The sequence below is a fragment of the Fulvivirga sp. AWR4_260 genome (assembly GCF_056158185.1).
The window spans coordinates 534770-557256 of sequence record NZ_JBSWSU010000001.1; the positions used below are offsets into that span (position 1 = coordinate 534770).

The 22487-nt window shown below is 39.4% G+C and carries 5 protein-coding genes (1 of these 5 cut by a window edge); 3 read left to right on the forward strand and 2 right to left on the reverse strand.

Translation table 11 applies throughout. The features are described from left to right. Window positions 1-12216: the beginning of an SDR family NAD(P)-dependent oxidoreductase gene (locus ACXACQ_RS02295; protein ID WP_474974303.1), read on the reverse strand. It extends 19179 nt beyond the left edge of the window; the window shows 12216 of its 31395 coding nt (coding positions 1-12216); its start codon is at window positions 12214-12216; its stop codon lies off the left edge, out of view. 1683 nt (window positions 12217-13899) lie between these two features. Between ACXACQ_RS02295 and ACXACQ_RS02300 the strand changes: the two genes are divergently transcribed. The 3 genes from ACXACQ_RS02300 to ACXACQ_RS02310 all read left to right on the forward strand — a co-directional run bounded on the left by ACXACQ_RS02300 (window position 13900) and on the right by ACXACQ_RS02310 (window position 20933). Further along, a complete protein-coding gene (locus ACXACQ_RS02300; protein ID WP_474974304.1) occupies window positions 13900-18159 on the forward strand; it encodes a glycosyl hydrolase in 4260 nt (1419 codons plus the stop codon). Window positions 18160-18294: 135 nt separating this feature from the next. Next, a complete protein-coding gene (locus ACXACQ_RS02305) occupies window positions 18295-20196 on the forward strand; it encodes an eCIS core domain-containing protein (protein WP_474974305.1) in 1902 nt (633 codons plus the stop codon). 47 nt (window positions 20197-20243) lie between these two features. Beyond that, window positions 20244-20933 carry a hypothetical protein gene (locus tag ACXACQ_RS02310; protein ID WP_474974306.1) on the forward strand — a complete coding sequence of 230 codons (690 nt, stop codon included), beginning with the start codon at window positions 20244-20246 and terminating at the stop codon, window positions 20931-20933. Window positions 20934-20985: 52 nt separating this feature from the next. On the opposite strand, the gene ACXACQ_RS02315 is transcribed toward ACXACQ_RS02310, so the two are convergent. Continuing rightward, the gene (locus tag ACXACQ_RS02315; RefSeq protein WP_474974307.1) at window positions 20986-22458 is read right to left on the reverse strand and encodes an aminotransferase class V-fold PLP-dependent enzyme; all 1473 of its coding nucleotides are present in this window, start codon (window positions 22456-22458) and stop codon (window positions 20986-20988) included. Between the last annotated feature and the right edge of the window lie 29 nt (window positions 22459-22487).

Genomic DNA, 22487 nt, shown 5'->3' on the forward strand with positions numbered 1-22487 from the left:
CTCATTCCCAGGAATTACCATTTCCATGGATGATTTCAATATATTCAGATCAAACCCTTCAGGCTGTTCTAGTTTAGAGGTACCGATACTTCCATTACTATGAACTACCTGCTCTCCTCCACGAGTAGCATACACTTCAAAATTAATCTTATTGCCATCATCAAATACACCAGTGGTCACTTCTGTAGCTTCCACCACACGAATTGGCGCAAGCCAGCTTACATTTTTCAACTGAGTTACTTGTTGCTGCGTGCTGAGTTCTCCTACTACTTTGGCCAACTCCAAGTATGCCACACCAGGCAGTACTTTTTCGCCCTTCACCTGATGGTCATGAAGGAATATTTCTTCTCCGCTAAATACGGTTGTAAATTTTTGTTCTTTTAAGTCAGAACTGTTGATATGCACTAGTGGATGCAACTGACTCATGCCACCGACCAATGCTGTACTTGTTTGCTTGCCTTGTGGCACCCAATAACGCTGACGTGCAAAAGGATAAGTTGGTAAGCTTACTTTCGCAGGCTTAACTTCTCCATACAGCAGACTCCAGTCAATGGCAATGCCCTTCACCCAAAGTTGCGCTAATGAATTAAGCTCTTTCTTTTTCACCGCTATTTCCATGTAAGCCTTGCCCGCCTCACCTTCTAATAAGAAATCGGCCTTGTCATGCTTAATATTACCATAGAAAATACCTGCGTTGTTACCTTGAATGAATGCTGAAAGTTTCTCTTCTAAAGCTTCAGTGCTGTCCGCTACAAAAGCCAACCTTTCTTCATAAGCCTCTCTTCCAGCCTGTAGTGTATACGCTATTTCATGAAGCTCAGCAGTAGCATTGGAAGTTATAAACTGATAAAGGTTAGCTGCTTGTGCTTTTAGCCTTTCATCGTCTTTGGCTGACAATATGATAATTGCCGGCACTTCACTATTGAACTGCGGCTTAGCTTTAGGCACATATTCTTCGATGACAATATGTGAGTTAGCACCTCCAAAACCAAAGCTACTGATACCTGCTACTCTTGGCTGATCAATAATCTGATTCCAATGGCTGGTTTCGTTTCTTAAGTAGAAAGGAGTATTGTCTAATGTTAAATAGCTATTAGGATTTTTGAGGTGCACATTACCAGGTAAAGTTTGGTGGCGCATAGCCATCAATACTTTCATTACGCCAGCTACACCGGCTGCTGCTTCTAAATGACCAATATTAGTTTTAACGCTACCCAACCCTACATACGGTTGCTGAGGCGCCTCTAACTTATGGTCTTTATATAATTCCTTGAAAGCCATTTTTAACCCTTCGATTTCGATAGGGTCACCAAGTGGAGTACCTGTACCATGTGCCTCAATGTAACTAATGGCTCTAGGGTCAACACCTGCTGTGCGATAGGCTTTCAACAATAATTCTTTTTGCGCCACCGGATTAGGCGATGTCATGGTATTCGCTTTACCACCGTGGTTCTCTGCTGTTCCTTTGATTACACCATAAATATGATCGCCATCTGCCTCTGCTTGGCTCAATGGTTTCATCACTATCACTCCAACTCCCTCACCACGCACATAGCCGTTGGCACTCTGATCGAAAGTTTTACATCTTCCATCTTGGCTGAGCATTCCGGCCTGACTAAAGCTTAACGTCAACTCAGGAGAAAGTAATGCATTTACACCACCCGCAATGGCCATATCACAATGTCCACTTTGAATATTTTCTACCGCTCGGTGGATCGCTATTAACGAGCTCGAACAAGCGGTATCTATCGGCTCACTAGGGCCGTGCGCATCCAGCAAGTAGGAAATTCTATTGGCTAATACTGAATGAACTATACCTGTAGCATAATGTCCCTGACCTGCCAATGAGTTTTGTTCATTTAATAAAGCCATGTAATCGAAGGTGGAAACCCCCATGAAAACACCGGTATTAGAACCTTTAACTTTAGCCGCTGCACCAGCATCTTCTAATGCCTGATGTACAGCTTCTAATGCAATTCGCTGTTGCGGATCCATTAACTCAGCCTCTCTTGGTGAAATGCCAAAGAATAACGGATCGAACTTATCGATATCGCTTATAAATCCACCCCATTTGGCCTTTGTTTTATTGCCATCGGTTAGTGGATCACCATAATATTTTTTCCAATCCCATCGGTCTGATGGAATTTCTGTAATTAAATCTTGATTGTCTTTTAGGTTATTCCAGAAAGATTCTAAATCAGGAGAACCTGGGAATCTACCACTAATACCAACGATAGCTACAGGCTCCTTTTGCTGATGCGAAGTGGTGTTAACTACAGCATGCTGAACGTTCAACTTCCTGCGCTTTCTTCTACTTACCGGCTGCTCTACTACAGCATCTACTTCTTCAACATAGCTACTTTCAGCAACAGTAGCTGTCACTGAGCCTCCATGTAACTGACTTATTTTATCATTATACTCTTCAGTGAGGTAAGCCGATAATTCTTGAATAGAAGGATAATTGAAGAATACCGTTGGCATCACCTCAATGCCATAAGCACTACTCAAAGCCTGTGCAAAACGAGTGAAAGAAACGGACTCAAAACCATAATCTCCAAACTCCTTATCGCGCTGCACCATACTGCTACTAAGCTTAAGCAGCTGCATCACTATTTCGCTTACTTTTGCTTCTACCTTCTCGGTCAATCCGCTTGCAGCCACTACCTGCACTTTTGGCGCTTTTATCTCTACTACCTCTTCTGCAAAGTCACCTAGTTTATGCTTTTTACCATAACCTACAATACCTTGAGTCTGGTCTGTAGACAGTAAACTTTCCATACCAGCAATACCTTCCTTGGTAGGTAAAGGAGAAAGTCCCCACTGCTGCTCCATGTATTTTTCGGCAGCAGCATCCACCTGCATACCTCCTTCTTTCCAAAGCGGCCAGTTGATACTTAATATTTTACCAAACCTCTTGCCCTCGGCCACTAAAGCCATTCTATGCGCAGCAAAACTATCTAAGTAAGCATTAGCAGCAGCATAATCGCTCTGCCCCATATTGCCCATAACACTTACTATAGAAGAGCATAATAGGATAAAATCGAGATTTTCAGCCTTGGTAGCTTCATCCAGATTTTTGGTACCTTCTATTTTTGACGAGAATACTGCCTGAACATCTTCGGGCTTTTTATTCATCATCAGGCTATCTCTAAGTATGCCTGCACTATGAATGACCCCGTCAATCTTATGATATTTTGATTTTATTTCATCAATTAAAGCTTCAACCGCTTCCGGCATCGTCACATCACAAACCACATATTCGGCATGATTCAGGTGAGCCATAGCCTCTTTTTTCTCAGCACTCAACTCACTTCTACCAGTCAATATTAGTTGCGTATTGGCCGTTTTATTGATGTAGTTAGCGAAGATGAGCCCTAGGCCTCCTGCACCTCCGGTAATCAGATAAACTCCGCCTTCTTTTATTGCTGAGGTTGATGCAGCAGTGTCTATTTTAGCAATGGACTTAGATTCCCTTACTCCATTGATATACCTTACGGTTACTTCTTGTGTGTAAAGTTCTTTTTCTAGCAACTCAGATAAAGCATCTGATGCCACTAATGAAAGGCTTTCTACGCCTAATACTTTACCCGTAACCTGAGGCGTTTCATGCGTAGCCGTCTTAAATAAGCCTTGTACAAAATCGTATTCTAAGCTATCTGCATTTTGATGAACTACTACAATATGGGTTTTCTGCTTCGTAGCTTGAGCATTTTTCACAGCCTCCAGTACCTGCATAAAATACGTAGCTTCATCCACAAAACTGATGGCTTCAACAGCTACTTCTAATTCTTGCTGCAGCTGGTCTGCCAACTCAGGCGAACCTCCGGCCAATAATACAAGGTGACTAGCCGCTTCATCATAATTATAACTTGCATCGGCTTGAGCTGGCTGCCAGTCATAATTATATAAAATGGTAGAAGCTCCTTTTACCTCTCCATTTGTAGCATTCATTTTATTTAATGGAAGGAATACAAAGTCTTTAAAAGCCACTAAAACCTCACCTCGCTCATTGGCTAAGGTAAAATCATAGTTGGTCACTTTGCCTGAAGAAGTCTTCACTGCATGTGCCCAAAGCTCTTTTGCTTCACTTAAACCTGCATAAAAGTCAACTTCACTAACAAAATAAGGAAGCACCAACTCATAAGGCTGACTTTCATAAGCCATCAGGCCATAAAAAGTATGCAGTATACTATCTAATATGCCCGGACTATACATAAAGCCATCCACCCCTTGAAGCTCAATTTTAGATAAAGCACCGCCTGCACCTACATATATTTGTTTAACACCTTGGTAGCTTTTTCCTAGGTTCAATCCTTTGGCATCAAACGCTTTATAGATTTCTGCTCCTTCAATCCTTTTAGTAGCATTGCGCTGTAACGCCTGAATATCTAGCGATGGTTGAACCGCATGCTTATCTATTTTTAAACTACCCGTGCTGTGAATGAGCTCTTCATTATCAGCATTGTAGATTTCAAATTCTATATTACTTTCATCACCAAATAAGCTCACAGCTATGTTTTTGGGCAGATCGGCAATGGTAATAGGTGATAACCACGTTACATTTTTAAGTTGAGTTACCTGCTCACGTGTACTCAAAGCACCCGCTTTTCTGGCAAGCTCTAGGTATGCCACCCCTGGCAATACTGACTGATGATTTACTCTGTGGTCATCCAGAAATATTTCTTTCCCAGTAAATACACTGGTAAACTTCTGCTCAGTAAAATCAGAATCATTTTGCTGCACCAACGGATGGATGTGACTTACCCCCGATGTAGTGAGCGAGGCATCTACTTCATCAATCCAATAACGGTCTTTTGCAAACGCATAAGCAGGTAAAGATATCCGATTGGGCTGTCCATTTTCATAAAGTACATGCCAATCTATTTTAACACCTTTCACCCAAATTTGGGCTAAGGCATCTAACTCCTTAGATGCCAATACTTGTTTAATGTATGCCTTCCCTGCATCCCCTTTAAGCATAAGTTCCTGCGCCTTTTGCTTACTGTTACCTCTATAAACACTTGTGGTATCACCGGCTATAAATGCAGCAAGTTTTTGATGCAACTCCGCTATAGAAGATGCCATAAAGGCCAATCGCTCCTCCATTGCTTCCCTACCAACCTGAAGTGTAAATGCAACATCGTGCAGATCAAGATCAGTATGAGCCGCAATAAATGCTTGCAGCTTTTCGGCCTGCGCCTTTAATCGTTCTTGGCTAATAGCAGAAAGCACAACCACCGCAGGAGCTGAAGAACTATAACTCTTTTTCTCTGGCTTACGATATTCCTCTACTATAAGATGAGCATTGCTACCTCCAGCACCAAAAGAGCTAAGCATTGCTCGTAATGGTTGCTCTTTGTTATCTACAACAGGTCTTTTCCAGTCTGCCACTTTTTGTGATACAAAGAATGGTGACTCACCAAAATCGATATTTGGATTTAATGTATCAGAATGAATAGAAGGCACCAATGCCTTTCTTTTCATTTGTATTAATATTTTAGTTAATCCTGCTATACCTGCCGAAGCCTCCAAATGTCCGATATTGGACTTAAGTGAGCCTATTGCGCAGAATTGCTTCTCATCGGTATGTGCACTAAATGCCTTATTGAGTCCCGTAATTTCTATCGGGTCACCCAATGAAGTGCCTGTTCCGTGAGCCTCTACATATGAGATGGTTCTGGCATCAATTTTAGTTTTTTCTAAAACTGAATGAATCAGTTCACCCTGCATGTTAGGGTTAGGAACTGTATAACCATTAGTTTTTCCACCATGGTTTACGGCTGTTCCTTTAATTACACCATAAATCTGATCTCCATCAGCAATAGCTTGCGATAATGGTTTTAATAAAACAGCTCCAATACCTTCACCCGGAACGTAACCATCTCCAATACCAAAACTCCTGCACCTACCATCGGTAGACAAGAAGTTATTTTGACTTAAGAATAAATATTTACTTAATGACAGTGAAAGGTTTACTCCTCCGGCAATACAACTATCAGACTCACCACTTCTGATGCTTTCGCAAGCATAGTGAATAGCAGTGAGTGAAGAACTACACGCTGTATCAATGGCCACACTTGGCCCATTCCAATTGAAGAAATAAGAAACGCGATTAGGAATACTGTACAGCAAACCACTTGGCGCAATGGGGTTGCCCATTAATGTTTGCTCCACTCCTGTATTGATGTAAGGCTGCCAAAGTGCCCCTACAAAAACACCTACTTTCTTAGTTTTTGCAGCTATTTCATCTTTTGTTAAGCCTGCATCTTCTAGTGTTTCATATACCACCTGCAGGAATAACCTTTCCTGCGGATCAATTTTTTCAGCCTCTAAAGGTGAAATATTGAAAAATTGCGGATCAAATTTATCTACATCGTCAATAAAACTTCCCCATTTAGAATAAAGCAATCCGCTCATTCTATCTTCATTGAAGTGCGTGGTGTAGTCAAATCTGTCAGCTGGTATTTCAGTAACGCAATCTTGTCCTTCTTCCAGCATTTTCCAGAACTCATCCTGCGTATTGGCCTTAGGATATTTCAAGCCTACACCAACAATAGCAATATCCATTTCTGGTCTTCGCTGCGATGCCGTATCTGTATCAGCTTCAGTAGGAGCTTCGTCCATAAAAATAGCATCATCAAGCGATGATTCCGCTTTTACTTCTACCTCTTCCTGTTGTTCCTCTACCTCTTCCCCTCCGTCAAGTTTCTTTTGCAATGCTGAAGCATGGTTTTTCTGGAAGTACTCCGCTAGTTCAGCTATATTTTGATATTCAAAGAATAATGTTTTTGACAAGTTGCCGAACACATCCGCAAGCCTGTAATTCAGGTCTATGATCATTCGGGAGTTAATCCCAAACTCCTGAAAAGAGGCTTCTGCATCTAACTCTTCTGGCTCTATACCTATTCCATCGCTCAAAAGCTCTTTTAATAGGTTTTCTACTTTTTCAGTGTTAAGGTCAGTAGCACCAGCCTCTCGTTTTTTCTTTGGCTGTGATGTATTTTGGGCTTTACCAGAAATTTCACGGATAGAGAAACCGAATAATTTCACTATCACATTACCTTCCATGTCAGTAACTGTGGCATCAAATTTCTTTATGCCTGTAGTTCTTAGGTTAGACTCATGAATTTCGGTATGTACATAAAACTCATACGGGATAGCTCCCAATACAATAATTTCATCAATAGCTACCGGAATGTATTTTGTTTCATCAATTCCTTGCGGCCTATTGTTGATAAGTGCTGTTTGAAATACACCTGTAAGCAAACTTGGGTGTAATATATATTCATTATAGGTTTCAGAAACGTGATCTGGTAGCCTTAAATGTCCTAACGCTTCCTTTTGCGTGATAGCAATATCGAGCATAGGCATAAATGACGGTCCCACATGCAAACCTTCAGCGATAATGGAAGCATAAACTTCATCTCTCGGCACAGGCTGTGTTAACCTCGACTGTATAGTCTGAATATCAATTTTGCCTAAATCAACGGCCTCATAAGTGAGATCTACTTCACCCATAGCGTGCACCACACGCTGGCCTTTGGTATTTTTACTGCTTATTTCATAATCAAAACCACCATCCTTTTCTACAAGATTGATGTCGGTATCTATAGCCGGTCCAGGGGATGAACATACTTCTGGCCAGTAGTTATTCACCAACCTTTTTGGCTGTATGTCTAGCAAACTAACTGCTTGGCGTGCCATCTCAATATAACACGCACCAGGCACATTAAACATTTCATCCACCACATGGTCTTGCTGATAAAACTCTTCATTGCTAAATCGCTTTCTAAAGTGTAAGCTACCAGCATCAGACCTATCAGCATCTACCAATGAAGTTGGTGGAGTATAATTATTTGACGTCTTCACTGATCCTCCAGAAAGTGTAACACCTTCCTCTTTCAGGTAAGCCGCCAGTTTATCTATTGTATTAAAGTCAAAGAATATAGTAGGGTTGATTTCCTCTCCAGCCATTTCACTTAGCTTTTTAGAGAAAGTGACCATTCCTACAGAATCAAGACCCAAATCTTTAAAAGTAACTTTATTGCTGATTTGAGCATTAGGTGAAATAGAAGCTATCAACGAAGCAATTACGGCCTCAGCAGAAGCATCATTTACTTGAACATTTTCAACTTCAAAATTGATAGGAGTAACATCTCTTTCCGCGTTTAAGAAGTGTTCGATCTTACTTCTTATGCCTTCAATAAGCACTATTTGGTTTACTGAAGTTTCTGCTTGTGTATTGAGAATATACTCGAAACCTTCCAGCGCTTCTTTGTTTTGCATTGGTTTCATCCCAAATACTTCCCAAAGATGCTCTTTCTCATGCTCATCAACAGTAATACCGCCATTTTCCCAAAGTGGCCAGTTGATCGCTAAGCTTACTCCACTACGTTGGCCTTTCGCGCGTAAATTGTTGCGCACTTCCATAAAATGATCTAAGAAGCTATTGGCAGAAGCATAATCGCATTGCCCTTGGTTTGGCATCAGCGAAGCAATAGAAGAGAATACTATAAAGAAATCAAGGTTTTGATTTTTAGTGCACTCATCTAAGTTGATAGCACCAGGCACTTTAGGTGCCACTACTCTCTTGAAAGAGTCTAGTTTTTTATTGATAATGAACGAGTCTTCAATAAGCCCCGCTGCATGTATTATTCCATTAAGTGTTTTGCCTTTATTGGCTAAATCATTAATAACATTAGCCACTGCTAAGTGATCAGATACATCGGCCTGATAGTAGATGGCCTCTCCACCCAAAGCATTTATTTGGCTGATTTTATCGTCTATATCAGCATTTTTAGGTCTTCTCCCGGTTAGAGCAACTGTGGCCTTATATTTTTCAGATAAATAACTGGCGAACACCATCCCCAGTCCTCCTGCCCCTCCGGTAATCAAATAAACACCGTTATTCTTTACTAAAGATTTACCTTCAGCAGGTTGCTCTCCTGGCACGATCACCTTTTCTGCACGGCCAGCTTTGCTGTATAGCACTTCGCGAAGTGGCGCCATAGCATAGCGAGTCACTTCTTCAGTGGTAATATGACCTAAATCAACGGCCGTAAGGTCTTCAATACCTACAGTTACGTATGATAAAGCCGGATTTTCATAATACAAAGTACGAGCATAACCGCCAGGCATACGTTGCATGGCACTCTGGAAAGTATCATTATACTCATGGAAATATAAAAGCTTTACCTTATCCTTATTGTGGCTTGTAATTAATGCCTGAGTTAAGAATAGCAGTGAATATACGTCCGTAAGGTTATCTTCTATCGCTGACTTTTGTTGCAAACTCCAGTTATATACTAAAGTCTCTAACTGAACATTTTCACTGGCCAGTGACTTGAATAATTGTTGATAAGAAGCTTTATCTTGAGGGTTAACGGTATACTGATCCGCAATTACTTTCTCAAAACCTTGCCCCTGTTTTACTAAAATTACTTTTGTAAAAGGCAGTGCAGATTGTACTGCTTGAAATACCGTATCTTGATCATCAAAAATAACTACTGACTTAGGGTTAGTAGCTTTAACTCCAAGGTTGCGCTCAACCCATGCTGAAGTATAATGCAGCATTTCAATTGGCTCTTCTTTAGCCTCCGCAGCCTTTTCATCAGATTCGTAATTACGCTTTACGAACTCTGTAAATTCTAATATAATGGTTCCATTTTCATCACACAAGAACATATCGAAAGCAAACTTATTTCCGTCAGCATATGCAGCGGACTTACGAACATAAGCGTAGCAATTAGCAGGTACAGTACCATAACATTTTACACTTTTTAAGTAAAATGGCAGCAACTGACCTGTGTAATTGACATTACCCCAAATGCATAAGCCTACCACAGTTTGGAAAACACCATCAAGTAAAGATGGCTCCCAAATACCTCCTGAAGCAGGGTTAGTAGGTTGTATTTTTAAACGACAAAAGGCTTCATCAGCATTGAAAAAACCTTCATCTATTATTTGAAATGTATTTAAATATTTGAGCCCTTCCAGTTCAAATTGTTCATAAATAGAGGCCTTATCTTTGCCCTTACTGAACCTGGATTTGATCATTTCCAAGTTTAATTTCCGGCTAGATTTTTCCACAGCTCCTGTTACGGTAATACCGGTGGCATGAGTACCTGCAGAGGACAATATTTCATATTTATGATGCCCATCTTCAGCGTTGAGCTTTACTGATAATGGCACTTCACTATCATGTACCTTAACAGGTTGCATCCAGAAGGCATCTCTAACCTCTACTATTTGCTGTTGACTTTTAGTTCTTGCTACAGCACGAGCCAACTCCATATAGGCCACACCTGGTAGCAAGCTTGTTCCTTGAACGATATGATCTCTTACAAAGTAATCGTCAGGAGTTAAGGTATATTGATAATCATTGGCATTAGAGGCAAATGCTTTTAATACAGCATTTTCACTAGTCTGATCAAATGATGCATTTAAGGCACTTAGCTTATTTTCACCATGGTGCAGTAAATACGATTCTTTTAATGCCGTGCGGCTAATCCAGCACTCTCTTCTCTCAAACGGGTAGCCAGGCAATGCCATTTTATGTGGCACTTCTCCTTGCCACTCCCAGTCATATGCCTCGCCTCTGAGCCACACCTGAAGTGCTGCTGATTGAACACTAGCATGGTTTTCCTTTTTAGAAGAAAAAGCTAATAATTTCTTTGTCAGCTCGTCAATGGTTGCCGCCTCAAATATTGCTCTATGATTTAAAGCATCACGGCCAGTCTGTAATGTATAAGCTAGCTTTCTTAAGCTTACGTTTTGTTCGCTGCTAAGAAAATCAGCAATGTTTTTGATATAAACTTTTAACTGCTTTTCAGTACGAGCAGATATCGGAAACACATAAGATTTATTATCCTCATGCTCAGCCTCCATGTTTTCAAACTCCTGAAGTATCACGTGGCCGTTCACACCTCCCATACCAAAAGAACTTACGCCCGCAGTTAAAGGAATGCCCTGCGGAGCCAATGTTTTCCAGTCTTTTCGCTCATTGGCAATTTTGAATGGAGTATTTTTTAAATCTATATATGGGTTTAGGTTATTGAAATGGAGGATTTCGGGTATCTGCTTATGCTTCATGGCTAGCAATACCTTAATCATACCTGCCATACCTGCCGCACTTTCTAGGTGCCCTATGTTAGTTTTTACAGAACCTACAACTACTGTTCTTTCTCCTGAGGCTTCATTTTTGAATACCCTTTTTAATCCATTAATTTCTATAGGATCACCAAGTGGCGTGGCTGTACCATGGGCCTCTACATAACTGATGTGCTCTGCTGCAACACCTCCATCGTTTAATGCGAGGTTAATTACTTCAGACTGAGCAATGGCACTTGGAGAAGTCAGAGAATTAGACCTTCCGTTATGGTTAACTGCCGTACCTTTTATAACGCCAATAACATTGTCCTTATCTTCCAACGCCTTTTTTAATGGCTTGATAAATATACAGCCAACTCCTTCACCTCTAACATAACCGTCAGATTTCTCATCAAAAGTTTTACATTTTCCTTCTGAAGACAGCATTCCGGATTTGCCATGCGAAAGATACATGGTAGGAGTAATCAGAGCATTAACTCCTCCCACAATGGCACTTTCGCAGTAGCCCATTCTAATATCACGAATAGCATTGTGCAATGCTACCAATGAACTTGAACATGCAGTATCCACCACCTCGCTCTTACCTTTCAGGTTTAGCAAGAAAGAGAGCCTGTTGGCCAGGATACTATGTACAGTACCTGTAGACACAAATGGGCTTATCTCTTGGTGGGTAGACTGTAACATTTCTGCGTAGTCATTTTTAGACACACCCACGTACACACCTACTTTTTTTCCACTTAAGCTTTCGGTGCTATAGCCAGCATCTTCAATCGTATGCCACGCTGCCTCTAAAAATATTCGGTGCTGAGGGTCGATGTAAATCGCCTCTTTAGGTGAAATATTGAAAAATAAAGCATCGAACTTATCAATGTCTTTTATAAAGCCTCCCCATTTGCTATTAGACTTATTAGCCTCTTTCATGGGGTCACCATAGTAATCTTTCCAATCCCACCTATCGGCAGGTATTTCGGTTACACTGAATTTACCATTGGTGAGATTGTTCCAGAATTCAGAATAGTTATTAGCTCCGGGAAAACGACATGACATACCAATAACTGCCATATCATTATCTGAAATAGATAAAGAATCCTTGTATTGCTCTGACATAAGGATATAGGGGTAAAGGTTACTATAAAGAAGTTTAAATGGACGAAAGTCCTAAATCGATTAACTGAAAGGAAACCAGTAGATACAGCGATGACCTTCGCTATAAATAGCGGCTCATGCTATAAAGAAAAGATCATCGCATTTTTACCGATTAATTCTAAACGGATGCCCTATAATAATTCATCGTTGAAGCAATGCTACAATTACTTTGTGGGGACAAAGTTGATATGAATTGCTACAAAACAGCCATTAAAATTCTTTCAGAGATAATACATCATCAGACAAAGACCGACTGATGATAGAAGGAAATAGGGTTAAACTTCCAGAGTGTACCTCTGCGGTTATGTGGGGTATTTACTTGAAGAACCATTGGCGTTTAGGTTTAAGTAATTTTTTAAATTAGTTCTGCAACAAATCAAACTGAAAAAAAACAAAGCTGCATTCACTTTAAAAGTTATAAAGCACATATGTAATATTTTTACTAAAAAACATTTTTAAATTTTTCCATTATAATTTCGAAACTTTTTAGAAACATAAAAATATACACACTTGAAGTATTTTATACTGCATATAATGATAATTCTTAAAATTATATAGCAAGTTTTTAAAAATACTATCAACCAAATAAAAACACGGCAGTAACAATTCATTAACATTACAGATTATTTTCATGTAATATTTTGAGCTTAATTATATAAATTAATACTGTAAAATTAAACTGCAAACGTTTCGAGTGACAGTATGCATAACGAGCAATTGTAATAATCTCTGTACAAAAATCACATCACTAAACCTGTTTGTATAAAAAAACTGATAACAATTTGATTAAAACCGAATTGGTGGAAGGCATTTTTTATAGCAATCTGATTTACAGCACAGTTACATCTATATAATTAAACAAAGAATTATCTATCGATTTTTCATAAAAATAACACAACCCGTTAAGGAAAAATCAATGGATTTCACCAAGAATCCCTAACGATAAGTCGCAAGAAAACACATCATGCCTGAATTTATTTTACTACATCAACCTCATAATATGAATATTATTTCAGCAGGTATCCATTAGGCAAGTAATTCTTAATTTTCGAGGCATAATAAGACAGCTTCGTTGATTTCCATAAAATAAAGTGAAGACTAATGAAGCAGGCACATCAAAAAAATATGTAAAAATAAATTTGAGTAAAAAATCAACAGAATTCACCTATTAAATTACATACCGTAATAGTTTCTCATTCCCTACAAAATATAGGTTTAAATGCGCCAATCGGCATTTTCACTTACTACAAATTATCATTTACAATTTTGTTATATACTACAGAGAATTATACAATCGATTACGCACCCAGCACGTAGAAGATCTACAGATATTCAAGTAAGCTTATCCTAATAGGGTTAATTATCAAAAAAAACATGAAATAAGATAATTACACCCTTTACACTTTGTACAAAATCAATTCATCACCACATACATATAAGCTACCGTCCCCACAAATACAATTGACCTCCATTTATAGTATATAATGACAGGCTTGTCGGAATTAGTTTAGTTATAATGTCAAATATTTAGTTCTTTGCACCATAATAATTTCACTACTACAATCTCTTTATCCCTAAAAGTTCAACCAGTTCCTAATTGTAGCTTGTGAGCTAAAACAATTTTTAACCTTAACCCAAATTAGAATGAGAAAATCAGGACATCTATTGTTACTGTTAGCATTCTTTTTATTCACGAATGCCAATGCGCAAAACCCAGTGAGCCTAGGATCCGGCAGTTATGCTGACGCACCACCCGAAGCCGTATGGGACGAAGGCGCATATTATGGAATGACTTATCGCCAGTTAAGAGACGGCTGGCCATGGCACATTCACGAAAACAAGCAGGCAGATGCTATTCCCACCAACGACTGGTGGACTGCCACGATCTTCGAACAATACACTGGAAATTTAGAAGCATACCCGCATAGAGTGCAAGGCACTTCTAACGGAGTAAAAGTATCTGTTCCTACAAGCTTCAGTATGTTTGATGCACGTGGCCTTTCTGTAACTATGGGAACTAGTATTACAGTAAAAGGGTCGGTTGAACCCGAACAATCAGGGGATACAGAGATTTTCGCAGATTTTGAATCAGCCTCATACCCTACAGGCTGGTCAGTATCGGACAATCCGCCATATCCTGGCCCCGTTTCATTGGCTGATTTTGAGCAGTCACCAACCCCTAACGGGTTCTTAGGAGACCGATTTATCAACACTTTTAACGGTGATGCTCCTCAGGTGACACTTACCTCACCTGACTTTACTATTACCAAAAACTATATCCATTTCTTATTTGGAGGAGGTAGCGACATAGACCTTAATTATATAGGTCTATATATTAATGGCAATAGAGTATTAGCCGAAACTGGTGCAAGCAGCGCTGAAATGGTTTGGAAAAAGTTTGATGTTAGTGATTATATTGGACAAACTGCTCAAATTAGAATTGTTGATGCTTCTTCTGGTGGATGGGGATTCACTTTGTGTGACAACATCGTTTTCAGTAATAAAGAAGAAGTGAGCAGCTCCTTTTCTAACAGCTTCTGGCCACAAGATGCCAAGGCTTACGATTGGTCTGATTTAGGATTAGTATTCCGATTAGAAGATGACCAAGCGCACTACATGGATGTATCATCTTACCATGGTATTCCTTACACTTTTATTGATTTAAAAGAGGTAAATCCATTAATTGAAACAAGTAGTACGCCAGAAGAAATTTACTCAGCTTCCGGTCAGGCTATCAATACTTTCCCTTATAATGGCAATACAATTGTTGTTAATGTAGATGGGAAATTATTTGGTATACATGCTCCAAACGGTACTACATTCGCTAAGTCGCCAGCTGGTAATTTTGTACCACAAATACCGGCATCGGCACCACAGTATCTTGTGATTTCTGTAATACCTAATACATCTTTAATTTCTGATTACGATGCATTAGCAAGAAACAAAGTAACCAAAACTACATTTGGCTGGAATTACAACCAAGAAGCAGGTAAGATAGAGACTTCATTTAAATTAGATGTGTCCAACTACGAAACTGGAGCAGCTGATGGTGAAACTTTATTAGCATTATTACCTCATCATTGGAGAAACACCTCTGGCTACACTACAGTGCCCGGAGCGGAGTACCAAACAATGAACGGTTTAATGAAAACAGCACAAGGAAGCAACATTACCATTAGCTATGACTTTGGCGGCATGCCTCCTTACCTCGCAAAGCCACTAAACCTCAATGCAGCTAAAACACAAAGGTTAAACGACCTTTTATCTGCAAAAATCAATGTTTCTGAAGATTACAATGGCAACACATACGCTAAAGGATTTGGAGAAGAGTCCAACATTATGCTAATGGCTAAGGAACTTGGTCACCCTGGTTTTGAAACCATTAAAAACAATATAAAATCAGAGTTTGAAAATTGGCTAACCTATCAGCCCTCGGAAGCTTCTAAAGGAAGTTACTTCTTCGCTGACTATCCGCAGTTTGGTGCACTTATTGGCTATCCAGTTGGTTTTGGATCACAAGCTTTCAATGATTTGCATTTCCACTTCGGCTACTTTATAGTAGGAGCTGCTCGCCTAATGATGGTTGATGAGCAATTCAAAAATGAATACGGAGAAATGATCAAAAGAATTGCTAAGTCTTACGCCAACTGGAAAAGATACGGTGTAAACGATGATGACAAAGAGCCTTTCTTAAGAAACTTTGACCCATATGCAGGCCATAGCTGGGCCGGTGGTGTTGGTAATGGAGGTGACGGTAACAACCAAGAATCCACTTCAGAAGCTACACACTCGTGGTTTGGAATGTACTTATTAGGTATGGCTTTAGAAGATGACGAGCTTCTAAGCCTTGGAGCCACAGGCTTTATGCTAGAAGGAATTAGCGCTGAAACATATTGGTTCGACAGACATGAAGATATGCCTTCTGCTTACGCTTTCGATTATGTAGGAATATTAAAAGCCAACAATATGGCTATGGCCACTTTCTTTGATGGCGACCCTGCGTGGGCTTTCGGTATTCAGGCCGTACCTTGTGATTTCTTCTACAGCTATTATTTAGGAAAAGATCCAGCATTAGCGAAAAACGATTTCGAATCGATGCTACAAGACAGAGTTGAGTTTGGAGAATTCCCAAGCACTAATTACTACGATAACATTGCTGAAATGGGAGCATATTTAGGTGGCTATCATCTCAACTACATCAACTCATATGACCCTGCATATGTAGCGACTACTTTAGATAACCTTATAGATCAGGAAGGTGGCGATTGGGGAACATCTGTGAACTCAGCTACCAATTACTACATCGCTAATGCTAACCTTACTTATGGCTTACCCGCAGAAGGTTACCACACAAGTTTAGCCACTGGAGGCGTATTTAAAGATGCTAATGGAGAAATATCAGTTTTAATATATAACTACACCAGCTCAAGTCAGGATGTAAATGTATATTATAACGGTGCAGTTATTCAAACAGTAACCATTGGAGCAAAACAGTACTACAATTCTAAGCTAGGAGACAATCCTGTGCAAGCTCCTTCGGTAAATGCAGGAGCTGATCAAACATTAACAGCAGCCACCAGCACTACACTTACAGGAAGTGCTACCGATGATGGCACTATTGTTTCTTACGCCTGGACCCAGGTTTCTGGACCTGCCGCCAACATAGTTTCCGCTGCCAGTGCCACTACTGAAGTTAATGGACTCACAGACGGAACATATGTATTCAGGTTAACTGCTATCGACAATGATCAGCTTTCGGGGTCTGACGAGGTGAAAGTTACCATTTCATCCACCCCTACCACATGTTCAGGTTTAGCGGTGACAGAAGCGACTGCATCTTCACAAGAAGGAGCATTTGCAGCAGCCAATGCCATTGATGGTGACGTAGGCACAAGATGGAGCTCTGAATTCAGTCTTCCTCAATGGATCAAACTTGACTTAGGAGAATCTTATGATATCAATGAAGCTACATTAATATGGGAAAGAGCATCTGCAGAGAGCTATTATTTAATGGTTTCGAACACAAACTCTACTCCTGACCCTAATAGTGCAGATTGGACTATCATCTCCACTCAAACAGGTAAAGCTGATGAAGCAAGAACAGACAACATCACTGGTCTTTCAGGCTGTGGAAGATATGTAGCTATGTATGCAACAAATAAACTTCATGACTATGGCTTTTCTTTATTTGAATTTACCGTATGCGGAATTTCATGTACAAGCAACAATGATGGAGATAGTGATGATGAAGATAGCACCAGCGAAGCCCCAATAGGAAGCCTAATCTGGCTACAAGCAAACAATGGGCTTTATGTGTCTTCTGAAAATGGCGAAAATCCTATGATCGCTAACCGTGCTGCCGCTGCGGGCTGGGAAAACTTCACTGTAGTAGATGCTGGCAATGGCCTAGTAGCACTTCAGGGTAGTAATGGTTTATATGTAACTACTACGTCTCCTATGTACTGTAATGGAACAACCATTAATGCTTCAACAAGCTTCACTTGGGAAACATTAGACAATGGCATCTCCCTAAAAGGAGGTAACAATTTATATGTAAGCTCTGAAAATGGTGAAACTTCTATGAACTGCAGCAGAGCTACTGCAGGCGAATGGGAAATATTCAACTGGGGTGTTGTTGCGCAAGCAGCAAGATTAGCTTCTAACGAAATCAGCACCACAGGTGGCATTTATCCAAACCCAGCAGCGACTAACTTAACCTTCCACTCAGGAGATCTTAAGGAAGGCGACATGATTCAGGTTTATTCAATGAATGGACATAAAGTTCTTTCTGTAAAATCAGATAGCAACAACCAGACATTAATAGATATCAACCATTTAAAACCCGGTCTATATCTACTGAAAATAGTTGGAGATACAGGCACTTATAAATTTTATAAGCACTAAGTCCCCCAACTGATTGATTCAACATAAGAGGGCGCCCCAGTAGGGCACCCTCTTATATATAAATATTTTTATTTAAAATATTGCTAACTGGGCTTTATTCACTATTATTACATTAATTATAATTGGTGAAAGCGTATGGAAAAGAGTAACCAGGATAGGAAGCATGACCTAGTAAATAATAACCACCATCCTATGCAAATGACAGCAGGGGAACATGACCGGTTATCAAGAACCACACTCATGGGAGGTGATGCGACCAACAATAAACCTACAAGAGCTAACCCTATACCGCCTACAATGCGAAGTGCCCCCGCACAATTCAAAGAAGCTACTAACAGCACAAACTCCGCAGGTAATTCCAATAATTCTTCCATACTTCCTAAAGCCTTTTTGCAAAATGCACAACAGGTACTAGGTAAAGATGTGTCATCAGTAAATGTACACACCAATTCTAAGAAAGCCCCAGATTTAGGAGCCTTAGCATTTACACAAGGTAAAGACATACATTTTGCTCCAGGTCAATTTAACCCTGAAACTAAAAGTGGACAAGAACTCATAGGTCATGAATTGACACATGTAGCTCAGCAAAGTGAAGGAAGAGTAAACACCACTACACAAAAGAAAGGTGTTAATGTAAACAATGAAGATCATCTAGAAAAAGAAGCAGATGAAAAGGGATTAGCCATAGCTGAAGGCAAGACCTATGAAAAATCATCAGCAACAGCTCTTAACACCGTTCAAAATAAAGTTATACAACGGCAAAACGACCAAGAAGAATTAGATAAAATAGCTCCGCAGCAATCTATCTACGAATTTGCAGCCCATCATTTGGTGTATAAACCAGAGGGTAGTGATTTGACTCCTCAAGAGGCTGACGCCCTAAAAAACAACGGATACTCTGCAAAAATCAAATGGTACGGAGCCTCTCAAGGAGCCAAACAAGGCTTCCAAGCCTTATTGATCCACCCTACCGCTAACTCCAACAAAAATCCTATAGTGGCTATTCGAGGCACACTCCCTGACAGCACCCCTGAAGCCTTATGGACATTTTATTCCGATATGGAAGGCCAATCGGTAGGATGGAATCAAATTCAATTAAATAGAGACCTAATCAAAACCATTTTTAATGATGCAAAAGGAAAAGTAGACCTTACTGGTCACAGCTTAGGAGCAGCGGTAGCACAACAAATTGCGGTATACTACGCCCCTAATGTCGCCAATATAGCCACTTTCCAATCTCCTGGTATAGATCAGAAAGCTGTAGATAAGTTCAATAACATTCCTGAAGGTGAAAGGCCAAATGTAACACATCACATTGTTACCGGTGATGTAGTGGACAAAGCAGGAGAAGCCAGCCTACCAGGGCCTATATTTGAACATGATTATGGCAAACATTTAAACGTAATTACTTTATTAACAGAATTAGGTACGTACACCAATGAGCTATTAAATAATATATCAAAAGGACAATTAACATCTCATAGATTGCAAGTTAATGCGATCAAATCTGTTACTTCATGGAATATTTTCAAAAACTATAGTGATATACAAAAAGATCTAAAAACCCTAGAAAAACACATCAATAATATTAAGCAAAGCATGGGCAATATAAGTAATACAACTACCAAAGCATTAGAAAGCTTTAGTGATGCTCATAGCTCGCTAGCCTTTATGTCGGAGCACTATGAATGTCTCAGGGAAGATAATGGCATGGCTGAAGTCGATTACAAAGACGTAAAAATTAACAGACCTGCAACAGTAAAAAAATATGACAGCTACCCATACCAAGATCAACGCAAAGTAGCTGAACCGATTAGGTGGATTCTCGGTAAATCTTTACAAACCCCACTAAAGGCAGTGATTATAACAATAGAAGTATACCAAGAAACATCGAAATTGTATTCAAAAATAAGTGAGACTGCAGAAAGAGAATGGCTCGAGCTTGGTGAAAAATCAAATCAAAAATTTATAGAAGCCCAAAAGATAGTAGAGCAAAATTGGATTAATCTACAAAGACAATTTAAATCCTCAAAATGAAAACATTTTCAATACTATTATTAATAACCATATTAACATCCTGCTCCATGCCCAAACTCAGTGATAAAGATATCGAAAAACAGCTTTTTGAGAGATACAATGAAGAGTTTGATGTAACCATTAACCATTTCGTATTTGCTTTAAACTATCATCAATATAGGGCTGAATTAAAAAAGAATAGAGAAATTTTTATAGATGGAACTTACTCTAAAGATGGAAGTAATTTGGATGACAATTATCCTCAAAAGATTAACTCTTTTCAATTGAATAATAAAATTCAAAAGGTGTTAAAACAACATTATTCAAATGTCAATTCATCAACAACTATATACTCTTATTTTCATAGCCACCACCCAAATCAGGTAGTTGATTATGAACAATTAATGAACAACACCACAGAAAAGACATCTGTTGATATTTCCATTTACATTTTTGAAAACACTACATCGAACAAATTGATCGATTTAAGTGGAGTTATTTATTTATGCGAGCAATTAGCAAAATGGAAGAATAAATCATTCGATATTGATATAACCTTTTGGAAACCAGAAGTCCTACATAAAAATGATATTGAAAACATACATTTTGGATTTGACCCACTTCAAAAAAAGTTTGCTAATCAAATTCTTTTCTTCACTTTTAATTCTGAAAATGTAAAAAAAATCACAGAAGAACAACTTTCAAATGGAATTTTGCCCTTCAATGAAGGTAGCCCCAAAAACACAATAATCTTCTAACTCAACATATAAGTGCATGAAATACTCCATGCACTTTTGATTCCTTATCACATTATAAAGTAAACCAATTTTTTACATGTGATACAATCACATCATCAGTTTGATTGATGCAATCAAACTCATTGGTTGTAGTATTGTAAATATAATCCTTTTGCCAATCCTTAAAGTTATTCGCGATCTGGGCAACGGCATCGCAGATATAATTCAGCTCCGCATTACTAAGCGTTGGATGTAGAGATAATCGAACCCAACCTGGTTTATTAGACAAATTCTTATTTTCTAAGTCGGCCATCAATGCCTTTGAAGCAGCCTTATCTATATTAAACAAATGATGGCCATAAGTACTGGCGCAAGACCATCCTCCACGCACTTGTATACCAAACCTATCATTTAAAAGACGTACCACGAGGTTATAGTGAATCCCTTCAATACCGAACGAAACGCACCCCACACGATCAACATCCTGTGCACCAAGCACAAAAACTCCGTCAATGGCATTAAAGCTTTCAAAACAAACTTCAAGCAACTCCTTTTCACGTGCATGAATATTATCTACGCCCATTTGCTCCTTTAACCGAATACTTAAAGCCGCCCTCATTGCCTGTAAAAACCCAGGAGTACCGCCATCTTCTTTGGTCTCTATATCATCAAAATAACTGTACTCTCCCCAAGGGTTAGTCCACTTCACATTGCCTCCTCCTGGAAAATCAGGACAATCTACGCCATAAAGGGCTCTGTCAAACACTAAAACCCCACAAGACCCAGGCCCCCCTAAAAATTTATGTGGTGAAAAAAGAACAGCATCAAGCTTTTCTTCTTCCTTTTCAGGATGCATATTAATGTTTACATAAGGAGCTGAGGCTGCAAAATCTACAAAACAATAACCGCCATGTTTATGCATAATGGCTGCCATTTCATGGTATGGAGTTACAATACCTGTAACATTAGAACATGCTGTAAAAGCTCCAATTTTTAATTTTCGATTAGCATACTGAGACACATAATCATTAAGAATTTCAGGAGAAACCAACAACCTGTCATCAGGAGGCAAAATCACAACATCAGCAATAGTCTCCATCCAAGAAACTTGATTAGAGTGATGCTCCATGTGGGTAATAAAAACTACTGGCCTTTCTTCCTCTGGCACAATATCTTTTTTATATGACATCCTCAATCCTACAATTCTTTGTAGTTTGACCACGGCAGCGGTCATACCAGAACCTGTAGTCACTAAGACATCATTTTTATTGGCATTAACATGTTGCTTAATAATCTCTCTGGCATGTTTATAGGCATAAGTAGAGGCCTTGCCTGTTTCACTACTGAACGAGTGAGTATTTGCCACCATCGGACCGATGGTATTCATCATTACATCTTCTATAGGTGCGTACAACCTGCCACTGGCAATCCAATCGGCATACAATAATTTCTGATTTCCGTAGACAGTTTTTATGGAGAAATTATCTCCTACCGTTTGCTTTTTAAAGGCCGCAAAGTGTTCTTCCAGAGACTTTTGTAATGACATAGGCTTTAAAAGTAGATATGTGAAGTTTA